General features: G+C 39.8%; 16 protein-coding genes. 3 read left to right on the plus strand and 13 right to left on the minus strand.

Features of this window, described 5'->3' with window-relative positions; genetic code table 11:
• Positions 1–150: 150 nt before the first annotated feature.
• Positions 151–1,536: a thioether cross-link-forming SCIFF peptide maturase gene (gene scfB, locus ACXX53_RS04590; protein WP_458567399.1), complete on the minus strand. Its 1,386-nt coding sequence runs from the start codon at positions 1,534–1,536 to the stop codon at positions 151–153.
• Positions 1,537–1,612: 76 nt separating this feature from the next.
• Positions 1,613–1,762 (minus strand): six-cysteine ranthipeptide SCIFF, encoded by a 150-nt coding sequence (scfA, locus tag ACXX53_RS04595; protein ID WP_076098734.1) that lies wholly within the window; start codon positions 1,760–1,762, stop codon positions 1,613–1,615.
• A gap of 270 nt (positions 1,763–2,032) precedes the next feature.
• Between scfA and ACXX53_RS04600 the strand changes: the two genes are divergently transcribed.
• Both ACXX53_RS04600 and ACXX53_RS04605 read left to right on the plus strand, forming a co-directional pair.
• On the plus strand, positions 2,033–2,455 hold the full coding sequence (locus tag ACXX53_RS04600; RefSeq protein WP_458567400.1) for an SRPBCC family protein: 423 nt from the start codon (positions 2,033–2,035) through the stop codon (positions 2,453–2,455).
• Positions 2,418–2,795, plus strand: a complete 378-nt coding sequence (locus ACXX53_RS04605) for an ArsR/SmtB family transcription factor (RefSeq protein WP_458567401.1) — start codon at positions 2,418–2,420, stop codon at positions 2,793–2,795. The genes ACXX53_RS04600 and ACXX53_RS04605 overlap by 38 nt, the downstream gene beginning before the upstream one ends.
• 20 nt (positions 2,796–2,815) lie before the next feature.
• On the opposite strand, the gene ACXX53_RS04610 is transcribed toward ACXX53_RS04605, so the two are convergent.
• From ACXX53_RS04610 to ACXX53_RS04625, 4 genes are all read right to left on the minus strand, one after another.
• A complete protein-coding gene (locus tag ACXX53_RS04610; RefSeq protein WP_458567402.1) occupies positions 2,816–3,628 on the minus strand; it encodes an MBL fold metallo-hydrolase in 813 nt (270 codons plus the stop codon).
• A 76-nt stretch (positions 3,629–3,704) separates the two neighbouring features.
• Entirely contained in the window at positions 3,705–5,300 is a 1,596-nt protein-coding gene (locus tag ACXX53_RS04615; protein ID WP_458567403.1) for an extracellular solute-binding protein, read from the minus strand.
• Between the two features lie 69 nt (positions 5,301–5,369).
• The gene (locus ACXX53_RS04620) at positions 5,370–6,245 is read right to left on the minus strand and encodes a carbohydrate ABC transporter permease (RefSeq protein ID WP_458567680.1); all 876 of its coding nucleotides are present in this window, start codon (positions 6,243–6,245) and stop codon (positions 5,370–5,372) included.
• A 36-nt stretch (positions 6,246–6,281) separates the two neighbouring features.
• Complete coding sequence (locus tag ACXX53_RS04625) at positions 6,282–7,157, minus strand: ABC transporter permease (protein ID WP_458567681.1); 876 nt, start codon at positions 7,155–7,157, stop codon at positions 6,282–6,284.
• A gap of 295 nt (positions 7,158–7,452) precedes the next feature.
• Here ACXX53_RS04625 and ACXX53_RS04630 point away from each other — a divergent pair, with 295 nt between their 5' ends.
• Entirely contained in the window at positions 7,453–9,696 is a 2,244-nt protein-coding gene (locus tag ACXX53_RS04630; RefSeq protein WP_458567404.1) for an AraC family transcriptional regulator, read from the plus strand.
• Between the two features lie 129 nt (positions 9,697–9,825).
• On the opposite strand, the gene ACXX53_RS04635 is transcribed toward ACXX53_RS04630, so the two are convergent.
• The 7 genes from ACXX53_RS04635 to ACXX53_RS04665 form a co-directional block, all read right to left on the minus strand.
• Positions 9,826–10,563 (minus strand): hypothetical protein, encoded by a 738-nt coding sequence (locus tag ACXX53_RS04635; protein WP_458567405.1) that lies wholly within the window; start codon positions 10,561–10,563, stop codon positions 9,826–9,828.
• Positions 10,564–10,628: 65 nt separating this feature from the next.
• Positions 10,629–10,865: a hypothetical protein gene (locus ACXX53_RS04640; RefSeq protein WP_458567406.1), complete on the minus strand. Its 237-nt coding sequence runs from the start codon at positions 10,863–10,865 to the stop codon at positions 10,629–10,631.
• A 188-nt stretch (positions 10,866–11,053) separates the two neighbouring features.
• Positions 11,054–12,484, minus strand: a complete 1,431-nt coding sequence (locus ACXX53_RS04645; RefSeq protein ID WP_458567407.1) for an SEFIR domain-containing protein — start codon at positions 12,482–12,484, stop codon at positions 11,054–11,056.
• Between the two features lie 70 nt (positions 12,485–12,554).
• Complete coding sequence (locus tag ACXX53_RS04650; RefSeq protein WP_458567408.1) at positions 12,555–13,388, minus strand: hypothetical protein; 834 nt, start codon at positions 13,386–13,388, stop codon at positions 12,555–12,557.
• Positions 13,389–13,854: 466 nt separating this feature from the next.
• Positions 13,855–14,556 (minus strand): phage integrase SAM-like domain-containing protein, encoded by a 702-nt coding sequence (locus ACXX53_RS04655; RefSeq protein WP_458567409.1) that lies wholly within the window; start codon positions 14,554–14,556, stop codon positions 13,855–13,857.
• An 841-nt stretch (positions 14,557–15,397) separates the two neighbouring features.
• Complete coding sequence (locus tag ACXX53_RS04660; RefSeq protein WP_458567410.1) at positions 15,398–19,201, minus strand: hypothetical protein; 3,804 nt, start codon at positions 19,199–19,201, stop codon at positions 15,398–15,400.
• 563 nt (positions 19,202–19,764) lie between these two features.
• Positions 19,765–20,268: a hypothetical protein gene (locus ACXX53_RS04665; RefSeq protein ID WP_458567411.1), complete on the minus strand. Its 504-nt coding sequence runs from the start codon at positions 20,266–20,268 to the stop codon at positions 19,765–19,767.
• Positions 20,269–20,453 lie beyond the last annotated feature (185 nt).

Below are 20,453 nucleotides of genomic sequence, written 5' to 3' on the forward strand. Positions count from 1 at the left end.
AGAGAAGTAGATGCGAAAGTAGAAGGTAAGAAGATATTTTATAGCATAAGATTGCGAACATTCACCTATATGAAGTATATGATATGACCATAATAATGGCGGGCACTGAATGAGCCCGCCATGTTCGTTATTTTCGGATCAGGCCTGAACTTATTCCTCCATCTCTCGAATGGATTCAGCAACCTTCACCATCATGGAGCATTCGACCCTCTTGCGGAAGATGTCACAGCTAAAGTCATAGGTTCCGTTGAGGGAACCCGTCGCATGCAGTGCATTGGCAGGACAGCCGCCGCTGCAATAGAGCTTCGCCCAGCAGTCCTTGCATTCCGGCTTCGAGTAGCAGTTGCTCTCTTTAAATTGGCATTGCAGCTCAGGCTTGGTGATGCCATCCCAGATGTTCCCCATGCTGTACTCTTCATCCCCGACGAATTGGTGGCATGGGAACAGCTCGCCCCAAGGTGTGACAGCGAGATATTCAGTGCCTGAACCACAGCCCGTGATTCTCTTCTGGATACAAGGGCCTTCCGAAAGGTCAAGCATGTAATGATAGAAGGTAAACCCTTTGTCTTCTTCACCGCGCTTGATCATTTCCTTGGCGAGAATTTCGTATTGGTTATAAATCTCCGGGAGGTCCTTCTCTGTAAGCGCATAGGGTTCCCGCGGATCACAGATGACTGGTTCCATCGAGAGCTTGTCAAAGCCTAGATCTGCGATATGAAAGATATCATTGGTAAAATCGACATTGTTACCCGTGTAAGTTCCGCGTACGTAATACTCTTGGTCTCCACGCTTTTGGACGAATTCCTGGAACTTCGGAACAATATGATCATAGCTGCCTTTTCCAGTAACCGTTGTGCGAAGTCGGTCATGAACCTCTTTTCTTCCATCCAGGCTTAATACAACATTGTACATTTCCTGATTCAAAAACTCAGTGACCTCATCGTTCAGCAGCATACCGTTTGTCGTGAAGGTAAAGCGGAACTTTTTCTTGTATTCTTTTTCTCTGCTTCTTGCATATTCTACTATCTGCTTGACCACTTTCCAGGCCATAAGCGGTTCCCCGCCGAAGAAGTCGATGTCAAGGTTTCGGTGATGTCCCGAATTCTCAAGCAGGTAATCGATGGCGCGTTGTCCAACCTCATAGCTCATGATGGCTCGATCTCCGTTGTATTTCCCCTGGCTGGCGAAGCAATACTCGCAAGACAGATTGCAGGTATGCGCAACATTGAGGCAGAGCGCCTTAACATACGTTTTTCGATTTTTTAAATCAATGGAGAGACCCTCATACTCGTCCTTTGTGAAGAGCTGTCCATCATTTTTAAGCGCCTCGATATCTGCGATGGTTTCTCGAATATCCTTCTCGGAAATGCCGGAATCATGCTTATGCTTTTCCAGCATCAATGTTACGATTTCTTCCGCAGATGTATTCTCATACAGCTCAATGATTTCATATGCGAGATCATCGACAACATGCACCGAGCCACTATAGGTGTCGAGCACGATGTTATATCCGTTTAGTTTATATTGATGAATCATACTTGCGAATCAAGCTCCTTTGGTCCATATAAATAGCCGCCCATCTGCAGAGCAGTGGGCGGTTGAATTCCAATTCCTATCTGTTCATTGCATTTTCACACTTCTGGTTTGCAACTCCGCAGGAAGTTTTGCAAGCGGACTGGCAAGATGTCTGGCATGCGCCGCATCCGCCGTGCTTTGCAGTATCCATCAGTTTGCGAGTACTCAATGTTACGATTCTTTTCATCATAAATAACTCCTTCTGCCATCTCATTAGTTCAAAAATAAGAGATTAAAATTGTGAATAATTTCACTTTATTTCCATATGTCATTGTAGCAACACCTTGGATGTACGTCAATCATAAGCATTAGAGGTATAAATATGAGTGCACAGCCCACACTAAAACAACTGAAGTTTTCAGAGTGAATACAGATGTATCCATTTGACGCGAAACCAATAGGTGTTATAATAACAAAACAACACCAAATGGTGTTATATATAAATGGAGGTTTTACCATGCAAACTCAAGGAACATTACCTGATATTCGTAAAACAATCGTGCTTAATGCACCAATTGAAAAAGTATGGACCGCTGTCGCAACAGCAGAAGGTATCGCCTCTTGGTGGATGCCAAGTAAGTTTGAACCTATTTTAGGAAAAGAGTTTGTACTTCATGCAGGTGACTTCGGTGATTCGCCTTGTAAAGTAACGGAACTTGATCCACCTCACCGCGTCGGATTTGACTGGGGTAAGGATTGGCACCTAACTTTCGAGTTGAAAGATTTAAATGGCAAAACGGAATTTACGCTAATTCATTCTGGCTGGGATGCTAATAAAGCCACAGAATTCGGACAACCTCACACAATGGTTCGTGGATTTATGGACGGCGGGTGGGAGAAAATTGTCAAAGAAAAGCTCTCCTCCGTTATCGAAGGTTAATTCGGGTGCTGCCGAGCCTCAGCATGATGTGTTTCAAGCAATCGCCGATCCTACACGACGCAATTTGTTAAAATTGCTTGCTGAAGCGGATCAGGAAATGTCCATTGTTGCACTTACAGAACACTTTTCTATAAGCCGTACTGCTATCAATAAGCACCTGCAAGTTCTTTCTGAAGCAGGACTTGTCAGCAGTCGAAAGGTTGGACGGGAAACTCGGTACAAGTTTCAGCCAGATCCTCTAAGCGAATTACAGCAATGGCTCTCCTTCTTGGAACAATACTGGGAAAGCAAACTGCTGGCTCTCAAAGAATACCTCGAATCAGACGAAAGAGAGACGTAATAACGTCTCTCTTTCTTTATTCAAATATCCATTCGCATCCCATCATAAGCTACCGTAATGCCATGCGGCTCAAAAATTCGAATCAAATCTTCATGCAGTAGATGAGCATTATGAGAGAAATGAGTTACTACAATTTGCCCATCTGCTTTCATCACATGATTCTCGATTAACCAATCCCGTGTTTTTAGCGTATCCTCAACATTCATGTGAACCTCACATTGCGGGGCATTTCCAGTCGTACATTCTAGAATAGCAAGATCCAGTTGCTTTCCTTTCAACCATGTCCATGTCTGTTCGGGAAACCAGCCGCTGTCGTGACCATAGAAAATGGTTTTGCCATCCTTCTCTATATAGTACAATAAGCAAGTTTCTTTAGGATCATGCTTAGCAAGCAAAGGGGTAATGGCAGCAGTTTGCGTTTGTACCGTTTCAAAGGGCTTCAAGTTGTGGAGCTGAAATCGATGTGATTCTGTGGCAAGCAATTGACTGCAGTGCTTAATAGGCAAATCGTGACCATACAGATGGAGCTCTTCCTCTTCAATAAATTGGGCATAACCTAACGCACGAATCAGTAAATCTTCAGGATACATATGATCCGAATGTGAATGTGTAAATAAAAGATCACGAACCTTATCCATATCTACAGAATCACGAATCGAGTGATATAAGGTATCCGCTGGAAAGTCGATCTTAAGCACCTCATCAATCAAGACCGATGTCCGTGTGCGAATATTTTTCCCACCAAGTGCTTTGGCTTGCTTGCAAGTCTCGCAATGACAGAATAGTGAGGGAATACCTTCGAATGCAGCTGTTCCATGAAAATGAACCTTCATCAATATTGTCCCCCTTGTATAAAGAGAACAGCAGAACGTTAGTCCTGTTGTTCTCTCTTAGTAACTTTAGACCATTTTACTTAATGTTTGAGTCATCCAAATATTGCAACCATTGCTTTGAATATTCGGCTTGGATCTTATCTAGTCCTGCTTGTTTAGCCTTTTCCATAAATAACTTCAAGCCGCCCTCTACATCCTCAACCAAACCATCATTCAAAGGATATAAGTATTGCTTTTCAACTTGTAGAAGGGCAGCTCTTTCTGCCTGATAAGACGTCCAATCCTCTCCGAAGCCTTGGAAAATATTCGGCTTGGCTATCTTATCTAATTCAGTGAACATATCTAGCACAGCTTGATAGGTCTTATCAAACAACATGAACTCCGGATTTCTCCATGCCCATCCATTCATACCTTCTCTTGAGAAGCCGTTTGATTGGGCATCACCAAGCATTTTATAATATTTCCCATCTTCAACCTCAAAGTTTTTGCCCTCTATCCCATATTGCGTCAGCCAATTGTAGCGTTTATCCGTGACCAATTTCTCATAGAAAGCAAGTGCTCTTTCTGGATTTTTACTGCTGCGTGGGATAGCAAAGCCATTATGAATCGGGTGAACGGGTGAAGCGAACCCTTTTATATTTGGATATGGGGAGTAGCCTAGCTCCCAATCCGGGTGCAGTGATTTCACTTTGACAACGGCATCACCAAAGCGGTTTGGATTCTCTCCTCCTAAAATTGCTGCAGCTTTACCACTGGCAAATATATCATGACCACTATCTTTTATGTTCAGCATATTCTTCATAAAGTACCCTTTTTCTTGCCATCTCTTATACATTTTCAGATCTTCCAAATGTACCGGAGAGCCCCAATAGGAGGTTACGTCTCTTGGATTGTCATACATGATGTTAAGTCCATATGGAACGTTATCATTTGAGTTCACAGTCTGAGTTGTCATTTGACGAATGGCATCTGTATGACTAACCTCAGTATCCGCCAGAGGCAGCATATCCGGTTCATTCTTGCGTATGCCATCCAAATACTGCTCTAGAGTTTCGACTGATTCCGGCTTAGGCAAATTATACTTTTTGCGCAAATCTTCCCGATAGGCAATACCATCATTCACGTACTCTTTCCAGATAGCTGGAACTGTGTAAATTTTCTTATCAACCTTGACAGCTTCCCAGAAATCCTGCGGTACAAATGCTTGCAACTTAGGCGCAGCCTTCGGTAAGAGTTCATCTATCGGAAGGAAAGCCCCTTTCTTCGCATATGACTGGTAATCCGTCCATTCTGCCGTAAAGATTAGGTCAATCGGCTGCCCTGAGGACAACAGAAGCTTGTACTTCTGTTCCCAGTCTGTCCAGGTCGTAAAGTTGAATTTGACGGTTGCATTCAATTCTTCCAATGCCAGCTTGTTGATTTCCTCTTGAATAATCGACAAATCTTTTGGAGCGTCTCCCAGCATATAGAACTGAAGCTCCACTTTCTTGGATGTATCGATTCCAACCGGCTCCTGCGGTGCAGGAGTTGACGTGCTTTCAGATTTTTTTGTGTCTGTTGCTTGTGGTGTTGCCCCCGTTTCCTTCGCGTTGTTACTGCATCCAGTCATGACCATTGTGAGTAAGAATATCGAGGTTAAGATTAATGAGATGATCTTTTTCCCTTTTTTCATGTAAATCCTCCTCTTAAATTGCTATATGTCAGCCGATCGCATACGAGTTTCTTGCGTTTGCTTTCGGTACTAACCCTTCACCGCACCAATCGTTAATCCCTTCACAAAATATCGCTGCACGAACGGATATAGGAAAATAATGGGTCCTGTAACGACGATCGCCATCGCCATCTTAGTTGATTCTGTCGGAATTTCGCGCCCTAGAGTTACCCCAGTTCCAGAGGCCATTTGAGAAACGAACATCATGGTATTAATCGTGTTGTACAAGTAGTATTGAAGCTGAAACATGCTAGAGTCATTAATGAACAAGGAAGACATGAACCAGTCGTTCCAGTACGACAGAGCAAGGAACAGACCGACAGTAGCTATACCAGGCATAGCAAGCTTCAACACGATACTGTAGTAAATCTTAAAGTCGTTCGCACCATCGATTTTAGCTGATTCGATTAATTCTTCGGGAATCGCAGATTTGATAAAGTTTTTCATTAATATTATGAGAAAAGGCGTCATAAGACCAGGTAAGATCAGTACGGCATACGTGTCTGTCAGCTGAAAGTATGTGGTCAGCATGATGTACCAGGGCACGAGTCCTCCTCCAAACAGCGTTGTGAAATAAATGAAAAAGGACAATTTATTGCGATACTTGAAATCTTTCCTCTGCAGAACATAACCTGCCATCGTAATGAGAAACAGACCAAGCAGAGTTCCAACGACGGTCACGAAAATGGTTACGCCATAAGCCTTGATGAGTTGACTTGGAAACATAAATACCATTTGATAACCTTCCAGCGAGAATACTTTCGGAATCAAGTGATATCCGTCCCGAATAATAGATTCATTGGCCGTTAATGACCCTGAAATGATCAGAAGGAAAGGAAACAGACAAATCGCCGCAAAAATCGTAATAATCAGATAAGAAGAGAAACGAAAAACTTTAGTACTCAGAATGTTGTCAACCAATGTAATCCCTCCTTCCTAAAGTTAAAACAATGCATAATCCTCATTAATTTTTTTGATGATAGAATTCACAGTCATAATCAATGCAAATCCAAAGAAAGACTGATACAATCCTGCAGCGGTTGCCATGCCAATATCAAAGTTAATTTTCAAGGAACGATAAACGTAAGTATCGACAATATCCGTCACATTGAAGAGCGTTCCGTTGTTCCCGACAAGTTGATAGAACAGATCGAATTGGCCCTTCATAATGCTTCCGAGCGCAAATAGGAGCAGAATGATAAACGTTGGCTTCAGCATCGGTATGGTAATATGCCAGGTCCGCTGAAATATATTCGCACCGTCAATTTTGGCGGCTTCGTAATACTCATCACTGATTCCCGTAATGGTAGCCAGATAAATGACCATCGAATAACCTAGATTCTTCCAAATATAAAAGCCCGTAATCAGAATTGGCCAGAGCCATGGGGTATTGTAAACGTCTACGGGATCCACTCCGATCGATTTCAGAACCTGATTCACGAAGCCTGATTCAAAATTAAACATGTTATAAGCCAGTACACTGATCAGTACGAAGGAAACAAAATACGGCAGAAACATAATGGATTGAGTAAGTTTTTTGAATAGCTTCCCTCTAGTCTCGCTAAGCAGGATCGCTGCAAAGATCGCGACTGCATTGCCTAATACAATAAACACCAAATTATAACCAATCGTATTGATTGTCAGCCTCCACAGAATTCCAGATTGAGTTAGAAATTTAAAATTGTCCAGCCCGACAAAAGGACTGCCGAATAGCCCACCAGCAAAATCATAGCTTGTGAATGCGTAATAGATGCCGACCATTGGAAAATAAGAATTAATTAAGAAAAAAAGCAGTGTCGGTGCTATCATCAAAAACATGATTTTATTTTTATTTAATTCGTATAAAAAGCCTTTCTTCTTAAGCAAATCTGACCACCTCCTGAATAGAATCACTGTGGATCATTACATCCAAATCATAGAGGCAGCTGATTCGATAAGATACTGTACAATGTCGCACATAGCTGTAATCTAGGTACTTTCAGCATGTGAACTTTACGTACTTTCGTGAATATTTCCTACATTTAACCTGTTTTGGATTATTAAAGCACAAATTGAATTGAAAGGACACAACTGATCGGGTATACTCAAATCATTCATGAAAGGGGTTTCAAACATGTTGAAGCAGTGGACTAGAGAGCACAAAAAAGTGTATGTCCGAATTCTGTTTGGCTTAATCGCATGTGTTATTACTACACTCCTGATAACTTCAACTATTCTATATATGAACTTCGAAAGCATCGCACTTAAACAAGTTTATCGTTCCGATTCAAATAGTCTGGATCAAATTAAAGCAGAATTATCTAATATGACAGAGACTGTTACCTCACTATCGTCCCAGATTTACCGTGACTCTGCGGTATCCAAATTGTTGTATTATCCGAACTTGAATATCTATGACGTCATTTTTGCGCAGCAGCAGCTGGATAACTATCGCGCATCTTTGCCATTCATTGAATCCATTTATGTATATAATGCGAAATCCAATCAGTTCTATATTAGTTCCAATAATGCACGAAACGGACTTCAACCGAAGTCCGAACTTGATGATGATGGAATTCTAGACCTTTTTAAGAATTTCAAAGAACATCTCCCCTTCCAGCCGATTCCCAGAACTTATAACATCGGTTCGGTTGAGACCATTCCTGTGTCAAGCTACACTTACTTGTGTTACAGCATCATTGATGATAATAACGATTTAAATGCCGCGGTCGTTGTCAATATCTCAGCATCATGGTTAGGTCTGCGAATGGATCAATCGGAGAAAGAGGTATTGGAGAATAACACGTTTATCATTAATCAGGATGGAATATTGTACTCCGGTAATGACAAGCAAGCGATGCTAACGGACATGTCCGATAAACCCTATATACAGAAGATTATTCAGGATCCTTCACACTCTACCTTTTTTGTAGACACCGTAGATGAAGTTAAATCTTTAATAACGTACACTTCTCCCGACCCATTAGGTTGGAGATATGTTCGCATTACCCCTTATAACGATATTACTCAGGAAATAAGTCAAATGAGGTATCGGACACTCATTATCTGTCTTGCTCTTCTTTTCTTAGGCTTGTTGTTTTCGTTAACATTATCCCATCGTGTATATCGCCCGATTGACAAAGTCATACGCAAATTTAAGGATCTGGAAACAGAAAGACGTAATCATCTACATATTCTCAAGCAGGATTTCCTGAGAAATACGATCTTGGGGAGAGAAACGAATAATGCTGAGGTATTGCAACAAAAATTACAACACTTCAATTCAGGGCTTATGGTTAATAGTAAATCACGGATTGCTTTGATAAGGATTGATGAGTTCCCCTTCGTTCTCGAGAAATACAAAGATGATATCAAATTGCTCAAATACGGCATAATGAATGTTTGCACGGAAATTGCCTCGCCGATCTTTCAAATCGAAGCCATTGATATGGGGGATGACAGTCTTTTACTTATGCTCAACTTCCATGATCCGCTTTATAACATGGAACAGGATTCACTGATTGAGATGGCAAAGAATATGCAATTGTCAATCAGCAAACATTTAAAATTATCCGTCTCATTTACATTTAGTCCTGTGATGGAATCAATCGAGCAATGCATTTCAGTTTACAAGCAAGTACTTGAGGCTTCTTACCATCGATTATTCAAGGGACACGGCAGCATCCTCTTTTCGGATGACATTATGCGTTTAAAATCCAAGGAGTATGTGTTCCCCGTTCACAAGGAAAAACAGTTCATTGAATCCTTGATGTCAGGAAATGTGGAGAAGGCCCGCAGCATTTATATCGATATCGTAGGTGAAATATCAGAATATTCTTTTACCGTTGTTCAACTTGTCATATCGCATTTAGCCCTTACCGTTAATAACGTATTGCGAGCATTAAAAAAGAACAATGCAATCTTAACATTACCCGAATTCGATACAACGTTCTTACTGCCGAATCATGTTGAAACAATGGAAGAAATCAACACTCCATATTTCAAGATATTTGAAGAGATTAGTCAAAAGCTCGAAGAGAAGCGAAGCACCAAACAAGAAGATCTCATTAGAAAAATACATGAAATTATTGAGCGAGATTATAGCGATTCCAACCTGTGCTTAAATTCAATTGCAGAGGAGTTCTCCATGTCTCCCATTTATTTGAGCCGGTTATATAAACAATTAACTACCAATGCTCTTCCTGATATCATTAGCGAAATGCGGTTGAATAAAGCCAAAGAGCTGCTGAAGACTACTGACTCCACCATTGTTGATATTGCTGAAAAAACAGGCTTTACTAGCAGCTCGTATTTTTATCGTATATTTAAGAATAGTACGGGTATAACCCCAAGCGATTATAGGAAATTAAATGTTTGAGAATAAACAAGGCCCATGCGCAATTGCATGGGCCTCTTGCAAAAAGAGGATTCATCTATTCAGTACGGCTAATTAGCATTCCACAATAAACACAATATAAAATCAAGAAACACAATCGTATCAACGCTTCTATGACTTTTCACCCTTGTTCATGCCTATTCTAAGTTCTTCTTGTATTAAAACTTCACTTAATATCTTAAATATATTTTCTATCTCATCTATAAAAATATAGCATGCATTATCATCCAAAATAATTCCTTTTTTATTTTCAGATAAACTTATGCCTTTATCAAATAATTGATCTATCGCATTCAACACTTTTCTATCTGGTACTCCAAGCCAAGTAACATATCCCCTTTTGTGGGCAATACAATTCCTTATTATTCGATAATCAGAAAATTTCTCTGAAAAGTTATTAGGAATCTTATAATTCAAGGCTTCTTCAATACCTTCAAAATACTTAGTTATTATTGCCTTCTTTTTATTTCCATTTTTTAACTCAACATCTTTTTTCAATCGAGACTTACAAGTTTCAAAGAACCTGAAAAGCGTATCTTCTAAAAGACTATATAAACTAATGAATACTGAGTTTTTTAATAAATTCGGATATCTCAAATCAATGCGGTTTGCATACTCATAGTTATCCGATAACAATAAATTAAACACTTGTAAATCTTTTTTAAGCATTTCATTCTTAATTTTCTCAACACTTAGTTTCATATCATCTAAATAGCTTTTAAAGTCTTGTAGGTCTAAACCAATTAACAAATAATATAGTTCTTCTGGTTGATGAACATCATAATCTTTTGTACATATCAAACCATCTACTGTTATATCAACTCCATATCGAGTATACATTTTCCTCATAAATTTTCCGTCCTCTATTCAAATCAAATTAATCTTGATTCATTTCATAATTTCACCTTACCATGCTACTCGTTATTTTCAAATGAGTCTTGATTATTGTACGCTATATTCGCTAACACAAAAATCTCTAAAACATTAGCATCCTCATAACCAGATAAATTTTTTAATTGATTTAGCACTTGATTCCATTCTTTCTTTTCAATCATATCCAAAGCTTTCATATAGTTTTCCTGTTTCGTGTTTGCACAGGCTAAAATCAAAAAAACAATGCCGAATAACAATAATACAATATACTTCTTCATTATGTCTCCCTACTGTATTACTCTCAAACCGCACTTAGCATTCATTTTAGCCCTAAAACCATATTCCTCTCTTGATTCCCCACTGAGTGCCTCAGACCAGCACTGGAGAGCATCTAATATATCAGACGCTCTCCGCTCCTGCAACTCCGAAAAATTCGGATTTGATTCAATTCCTATACCACTAAAATTTATGGTTTTGAACAAACTTCTTCTGGCTTTACATACGTTCTAATTAATGGAACACCATGCAAACTACCTGAATATCCTCTATCTACTGACATTTCAGCAATCCTACTTTTGAAAGCATCTTTCTCAGGATTATTAAATAGAACCTTTATTTCTTCAAAATGGCTACTCGACTTTAATCTATGGAAGAGTTTAATAGTACTGCCAAACTCTCTTGCATAGATATATGTAGAAGGAAACCATATTCCTCCCCACACCTCTTCATTCGTGAGAAATTTTGATATGTTGTATAACACAATATCTGATTCAATTAACTCTTGTTTATATTTTGCATCTGCTCTTTGTACTAAAATATCTGCGTACAAGCTATATTTACGTAATCCTAATCTTCGATTTCTTTTTTCAAGAGAATCGGGGTAGAACTTAAACATAGCAAAACTGTCTAGAACATTATGATTCCTCTTAGAATTAATTACAAATTCAGCATTAGTTAGCCGTGATAATAGGTTATACTTTTTAGTTCTTAGCAAGATTAGTGTAGTATACATAAACAATTCAGTAACCAAGAATTTGTAGTGATCGCACTGATCTTCGTAATATGAACTGTTCCCTTGGAACTCAGTAAAACAGTATATCTTCTCAAAAAAATCTATAATATTATCTACCTCTAAAGAATCTGTTAATATCATCAGTTCTAACCCTTCGATGTAATCGTTACGCAAAGTAAGCATACTTGAGAGCTTTTCTAGAACGATTTCATCAATTTCATTTGGATTATCAACTGTTTCAATTGTAAAATCTTTTAGTGATTCCATATAGTTATCAACAAAACTCCCCCATAGATGCTTCAATCTTTTCGGGTATTTATCAACATTTGACTTCATTTGTCTCAAAATAGACGCTGTCTTACTATGGCTTGCTTCAGATTGGAACAAGTATGCAGGAGCCTTTCCCAACGCTGGTTTGTTATGTAGAGGTGCTTGATATATGTTACGTAAAAGCTTTTCATAACTCTCTTCAAAACTATCAAATGATGATAAGTCAATGTAAAGTCTAGATTCCATGAACGTTGGGATGTAATGCTGCCCCATTTCGTCTCTCTCTGCCACAATTGGTATGTATTTTTCTTGTCCTACATTCCCGTATATTTCTGGCGTTATTATCTGAGTCTCTGTTCCAACACCACCCTTTCGACCATTTGCTTTTTCTTTGTAACCTTGCTCACATATTATCAAAACTTTATCCGCTGCTCTCATACTCTCCATAAAGAAGGTTGTATCTTGCCCCTCTTTCAAATCCCACTTGTCTAGAATTACATCAATTCCATCTTCTCTCAATCTGGTACCTAATTCTACAACCCACACCTCATGTTCAGGAGTTGTCCAACTGTAGGATATAAATACTTTAGGATTCTCGATAATTCTCTGATTCATTTTTAGTCCACCTCGACATTAATTTTGTACATCATCTCTTCTAACTATCAGTTTAAATTGATGTTCATAATTATCTCTCTTCAAATGACTTTTTCTCATACATTATAGGCACTGTATCATAATCCTTCTTAATAAAAAGCCTGTCCCACTTTGCGAGAATCTTTGGAAATCGCTTTTTCATTACTTTCCTTGAGAAACTATCTTTTGAATTGGATGTTAAAGTAATGTACTGTATGTTAGGCATAATCAAAATTAGACTAGCCAATAAGCCTATGCCAAGAATCATCAAACTAACAAGCCAAAAGTCATTTGGGAAAAGTCCTAGACCTAGCAACTTGAAACAACCAGAAAAATAAACCAGTAGTGCAGAGATTACATTTATCCCCTTTACAGTCTCGTACAAAAACTTCATCGATTCGAAGTAAAATTTCAACCAGTATGGTTTAGTTTGAATATACTGTTGCCAATTAAAATCACGATATAATAAATTTGTTGAGTTTCTAAATCCTTCTTTTACTTTATAAAAGAGGTTATTCTCAAACTCCCACCAAATATCTTTCCATAATCCTTCATCACGAGATTGTTTAAATTGCTCATACTTGTTGCTCAACTCATAAAATGTATCCAATAACTCTAAGCTCCCTAGCTTATATATAGAAGTATCTGTACTGGCATATCTTTTAAAGAATGTATCCAGCATCAATTCCCTATCTTTAGGTGTTACTGTATCTGAAATTATCTTTTTCATCTCATGGTACATGGGACTAAATACTTCTTTAAGATTTTCCTGTGTAAAATGAAACAATCTATCATTCTTTTTTGTTCTAATACCAAACATATAACCAAGACTAGCTGATAGAATAGCCGCTACTAAAGGGAGATATTTCATGAAGTCTATATCCATAGCGTAAATTCACCTTTCCCTTAACTACATCTAATTCTTTAAACCTATTTCTAAAAATCAATATAGTTAAATGCTACCATGTTCCTTCAAATCTTGACAGTAATTTATAGTAAATTAACAAAATAAGAAAATGAGGTAGCCATTTATGCTACCCCATAACCTAATTGTACGTATAAGCTATCCAAAGATAGCAACTGTATTAAGACCTGAAACAGTCGCTCCACTAAAATTCCAATCTCCAAGCGGATGACTTTTTCCTGTATAACTAGAAAACCTTGAATGGTCTCTTCCTCTATGTTTAAAGGTCACACTATCAATATCATTGTAAACAGCAAAATAGTTATTACCCTGATAAAAAACTGTAAATCACCATGCTGTCCGCCAATGACAGCATAGTTCCCTGGATAATCTTTCTGGTATACTTTCTGAGCAGACAAATTGGTCGTATCAATAAACGATGCACTAATCAATCCAGATTTAATATAAAAACATTTATATAAAGATTGCCATTGCTCAAGTAAAGCACTTGGCTTGTTCCATTGTTCGTCAATGTGTTGAACACTGCTGTCTGGTTATTGTATACTGCCCCAACCACTGCTGCTGTGTAGCTGGGTTTAGTCACATTCGACCAACTAATGCTACCGCCTGTCATAGTGATATTACCGCTAATATTAGCGTTAGTAAGTGTAGCGTTGTTTGCCTTCAAGTTGCCTCGCTGAGTAACGTGAAATGGTGCAGTACCAAAGTATGAACTACCTAAGTAAATACCATTGCTGTCAGCTTTAAAAATGTTGCTTCCAGACCCAATCGTCAACGTACCACCAACAATATTAGAATTGTTCATTGTAGAACTGTTGATCGTGCCACTCAAAGTTATCTGAGCTGGATTATTCTTGATGACTTCACACTCTACCATGTAATTTAAAAATGCTCTTATTCTCAACAGTTTAGTATTAATAGTGCCAGCTTGATTCCCTTTGTCCTGACAAAACATCAAATAATCTCTCACATGACCTTGTGAAATGTCCTCAACATTTACTACCTCATTTTCAGTGCAATAATTAATAAATTCACCCAGAAGAGTTTGATAATTTCGAACATTCTTCTTTGTAGTATTCTTAAACTTGCGGTCATCAAGAAAATCCTTAAATGCAAACTTTAGTAACACAAAAAACCACTCCCCAATAAAATTATTAGGAAGTGGTCATTGCAACATTTATTATTTATAACTGTGACTGCTTCTTAAATCAAGGTCAAAACAACCTCAATTTAAGAAGCTAGTTTGTCTGGCTGGGTAAAGCTGACAGGCTGAAATGCCTTGTCAGTCTTACATCATGCCGCCCATTTCATACAGACCGTATGTTCTATATTTTTGAGTCCGACTAGTGCTTTTTAGTCCACTAGTGTAAGAGCAAACGTTCGATAAGTACTATCTTTTATCGATCAGTTTAATAATTCCGTGAGCAAAATGTGAGCACCAGATTCATTATGTTCCTGTACGCTGTTATATCTTTTAAACTTTCGAGCTTTCTACGTTGTCTGAAACAGCAAGTCCCCCTCTTCCACCGCAGAAAGAGGGGGGCTTTTCATAATCCGTACGCATAAACATTTAGCTTATACTCAGTCTGTCGCATTTCAATATACGTCAGTTCCAATGACTGCTCGTTCAGTTTTGCTCTAAACGTAACGGATGCTTCTTTAAACCATGACCATACATATCCACTTCAAAGAACGAGCGTAAGATAAAGGACATCGAACTTAAAGCCTCAAATCAAAAGGAAAGATTAGTAAATAGTCTATTCCTCCATTACGACTAAGGGTTTCTTGACGAGTATGTCTCACCCCAAATCTATTATGGTTAGTACGCTTGTAAATCCGTGCTCTAATTAAGTAGGGTACATCACTCTAGTTGCACGAAAACTTACTCAAACCAGACCGAGACTAGTGTGCTAGGGTCTTCCAGTAGTAGACTAGTGGTTGTCTCCATCATGAGGTAGTGAATCATACCCTCAATTACCAAGCCTCTTCGAGATCTCGTCTTCAGAATCATTCCGTATTGCATCACGTTCATAAAACTCAGCTATGTCTTCCAGAACTCCCCCTACATATGGATATTCAAAGTTCACCTGCTCAGCCATGGCATGGTATTTCGCAGCAAGTTCACGCTCCTGTTTACCACCTACATCACGCCAATGCGCACCACGTGAATTATAAACACCTATACAGAATCCCTTTCCTATTTCTGAAGAAGCTATCCTTTCCATTGCCTCACAGACCTCTTCGCACGGCCATATGCCATTATCACCCTCAGGAGCCTTAGCAAGTAACTGACCAAGACATTGATCGCCAACCTCAGCACGAGCACATTCGCTTAATAAACGACGAACCTCGGTGAGCCATTCAGTAAGTACTGTTGTATCAATTCGCCCATTTTCGTCTGTCCCTGGAATTTTTTCTACCTGGTCTAGAAAGCAATGAGCTGCTGATGCAACTGCCGCCCGACGTTCAGGATCCTCGATCTTCCATTCTTCTGGATCTTCTCCTTCACCTCTCCGCTTGTAAGCAAGAGCCACAGCTTGTACAAATAAAACAGGTGACTCCGCTAATTGACGTTCAAGATTAGGAATTCCGTGGTCGCTGTCATCTAGCACCTCAATGAAAAGAAACTCCAATTGAGCCATCTCATAACGAGTAACATCTGGTCTTCTATCTAGCGCATCTAAAGCCTTGGAGATATGGTAGCTATCAAGCTTATAGTGGTCAGCAGGTTCATTTTCAACTGAGACAACATCGTGCAATAACCGCTTGAGAATGGATGTCTCAATATCTATGAATTGCATGCGGGCTACATAAAAAGCAGCACGGGGACGCTTTGCTTCCAAAAGGCATTCGATTAGCTCTGTAAGTTCAGTAGGTGCGTACCTGCCTAAGGAAGGAAATACACTTTTCCAATACTCAGTTCTAATACCCTTGCCATAATTATTTAGAAGACGCCAACTGGATTCTTGGAAAGGCGCACACGCAAACAAGCGTATACGTTCTTCAGAACACAACTCTTCAGCCGCTGCCTGCAATAATTCAGCTCGGGTGTCATCCTCTACCGAAGAAAGGAAACCCTGCAAACACCACTCAAATTTATTTCGAATGCCTTCATCAATTAAGAGACATTGACGAATGAAATCTACTCGATACTTTTCGCACTGCAAGCATAATGCTGTGTAACGACCAATAACACTAGCTGCATCGCTATTTTCGATCAATTGTTTAATCCCCTCGAAACCACGCCCGGCCCAAATTTCAATCATCGCATCGTATCGTAGCTTATCGACCCGCGCTTCACTCTCCAGATAGTCGTAATCCTCCTCTTCGAGTTCATCAATTGATTCCTCCACCCAATGATTAGCGAATAGCCAACCATGCCGAGTGACAAAATCTTGAGGCTGTAGATAATCGTAGGCTTCACGAGCACGATCTCGAATCCCTTTCCCCAATTTATTGTGACGACTTCGCCGCGATAAAGCAAATTGACGGATAACCTCACGCAACTCTGCTCTAGATGACTCAGAAGCTTTCTTTGACCATTCATCAATCAGATCCCAGATATGAATTTGATTCTCCTCAGGCATGCCCTGAAGACACTTAACCAGATCTCCAAGAGTTTTTTCATTATGAGAAGGCCAAGCAACCAACAGTTCAAGAGCCTTTCGATTAAAGTCATACATTTCCTTACGCAAGACAACCTGCCCTGCGCCTGAGGCATCACCACGCCAATTAGGTCTATAACTATAATCACCTATTCGAGAGCCTGGCTTAATTTGCTCAATACAAATCTCCCATCCGATAACTGGGAAACGCTTAGCGATCATATCCAGCACCTTAATCCTCTGCTCCAAAGAGGCTGCCGTCTGCGGCATCCAAGATCTAAAGATAGCTTGAAGGCTGGCAATTGGCTTGTTTGCCCAATTATCGACTATTTCAAACTGAGAAAGATTAGCAAGTATCACTGATACGCGCGCGAGGTTTTTAGGTTTCCATGATATACATTCCAATGCCCAAAGAAGACCCGATCGGGATGGTCCACCGAACCTGCTACTATCAACTGGCTTGAGAAGATCGAAAACTTTGGGAGTATCTTTTTGTAAATCATCTTCAATAATCTTTAGAAATTCATCGGGCGCAGCCTCTGCGTAGTATGGTAAATCACGGCCATGGGAAAGTAACTTTTCGATTGAAAACGGTGTAAGAAGTTTTCTAATTAACAATGTAACCCGACTTTCGAAATCAATGCCAAGACGACTCAGAAACAAGTTGTTCCCGTGTACCGACAATATGACAAGGGTCTCGCAAATACCCGTTCGCAACTCACTAGAATGATTGCGTGACTTGTCGTAGAGCGCAGCTGCCCATCTGTGATTTTCAGGTAGTTCGAGAGCTGGATCAGTTTCAGATAGAACATATTCAGCGGCAGCAAAGAAACGATCAAGGTCCACTTGAGTCACAAAACTAGCAGTTGCAAACAGTGCATCAATCTTCGAAGCCACACCACGATATTGTCCAACTGACCACACTGGGCTATCATCGAGTCGAAGCAAGCCTGTAATATCTTCTTCAATCATCTCATAGTTTCGATTTGCCACATCGGAGACTATCTTGCGATCAGCGTCTGACGCTACGTGCCAGGCGCCGATCAACACCATCGGCACTAGAGCTCTTGCTCTGTCGTCACTTGCCCATATAGGCAATCTGATGGCTGAGTTCTGAGAGAGACGGCGACGCAGTATCGTACGAGAGCGACCAGACTCTCTTGCAAATCTATCAATTTCGCCTTTTTCGATCCCCATAGAGGTAAGCGCTGTATTAAATGATTCATGACTAAGAAGGTCGAGCTTTATATCTACTTCATTGTCGACCGTAAACGCATTACGAGGGCGATAAATAATACAGTGAAGCCGACGATGTGCATCGATGAGTTCACGTTCTACATCTTCTGAATAAACTATCGGAATGAATTGCACCAATGAGGTAACGAGTGACCTGAGAACATTGGGTGATGTAAAGACAGCCGTTAGGTCTTTGAATTGACAAAGTTCCATATCATCGAACAAACATGCTAAAAATGCAAGCGCCTCATCGTGCGAGTCAGCCACTATTACAAATGACTTACTACTCGGCTTATTCAGCCAATCCTTGAATTTATCACGGTATTCAACGATCGAAGATGCAAAAATATCTGGTGTAAGACGGGGCTCACTAGCATTCGACCAGCGACTCCATGCCTGTTCTAGTGTTTCATACCCGCTCACTGTAAGATTAAGATGTTCTGAAAGCCATATCTGTGCTGGAACTGACTGATCTAACCACTGTTCTAGATCACTTGCATCGAGAGCTCTAACAGCCTTCCAATCACCAATCTCGTTCATCCGTTTCTCCCATTCAGTCTTAGCAGGCCAATTACGAGGTGTGACAAAGACAAACGTGCTTTCTGCTCGTACAACGGGATCGACGGAGATCAAACGCGCTGCATAATCACCCTCGGCTTTTGCAGCTGGTCTCTGATCAGTCCCGAATTCCCAATAAGAGTTTCCCTCAGGGGTCCATGGTGTAGCGACACCAGCCTGGACGAAGCCGTCGGAACCTTTTCGCTGCGCATTATCATATCCAGGAAAGTCTACTTGTCGGAGATCGTTACAAGTCGAATAAATCAACTTCCGTAGTAACACGGGAAGATGGTTACGAGCATCAATCCGACTATCAGCCCAATCCTCGATTTGCCATGCTTTAATAGTTAAAAAATTTGGAATATAAGAATTCACCACGTTCACCTCCATAGAAGACACCTGCACATTTGGGATGTATGAGACTTAACTTTCGACAGTTGCTTTCATTCAACACTATGAACCTTCATCTACCTGACCAGTATTTTTAGGGAAAGAAACATTTATTTCCGATATATTTTAGAGGGAATAATAGTCCGTCGGACATAATTAGCGGGATGTTCAGGCACATATCGCGAGTTCTCCATTCCACGTCCCCCTATAAAATGACATATCATATAATATAGCTATTATTGTATCGTGTTACGCTATACTTTTGAAGGTGAGTTTCCAGCATTTTTCGCCCGAGATGACCCTATCAGTAAAAAAGACGCAAGGAGAACCAGCTAAATATATTCTGCTGCTAATGCACTTCTTCATTCTATTACTTTCAAACGCGATACTATCTCCTGAGAATAAAAACCATAATCCACTAGGCATGCCTCTCCATTTGCATGCTAGTAAATACAATACTAGAAAACTATCTATATAGAAGAAGCACCCGAATCCTATATCTAGGCTCGAGTGCTTCTTCATTTCTTTATCTCTTCAAATACTTTTGCTTAAAGGAAAACAACTTCCCTTTCCCGTATCTTCCCGAGCAAGTCCTCTGCCTTCTCCCATAAATGATGGATCTTCTGTGTTATTTCTGCATATTCCTCAAAATCCGCTTCATTTGCGATCACAATATCCAATTCGGAGATCAAATGCTTCGCTGTTCTAAAATCTTGTATCCGCATGCTGTGATCACATCCCTTTACCTCCGTATCCAGTTCAAACAAGCTCTTCTGGAGCTTCTCACCCAACTTATAAAGCATACTGCTCTCAGACAGATGTTGATTAATTGCCTCAACTTGCGCTTGCTCATTTTGTGAAGTCTTCACGACTTGATCTGCTGGAAACTCCACATCCCATTCAGAACCGTACAACATTACTTTGCCGATAAACATCAGACCTCTGTCCTCTTCCCTAACAGATTCAACCTTCATATATCTACCTTCAAATAAACCTCTTTCCCACGCATTGTCGCAGTGGATCTTGCCAATTTTCCCAATCACCTTTGTCATCTTGAACACGCCTCCTAAGTTACTATTCGTTGATGTTCCAAGCGTAATAAAAGATAAAATTAATTTTCAAGAAAAATCTGCAATATCACAACACATCACTCCATAGTAAGTTCAAATCAAATATGTGTAATAATTAGAAACATTTTGAATCCATCAGAAGTATAATCGAATTGAGAAGATCGAAT

This window comes from Paenibacillus marinisediminis (assembly GCF_054343325.1).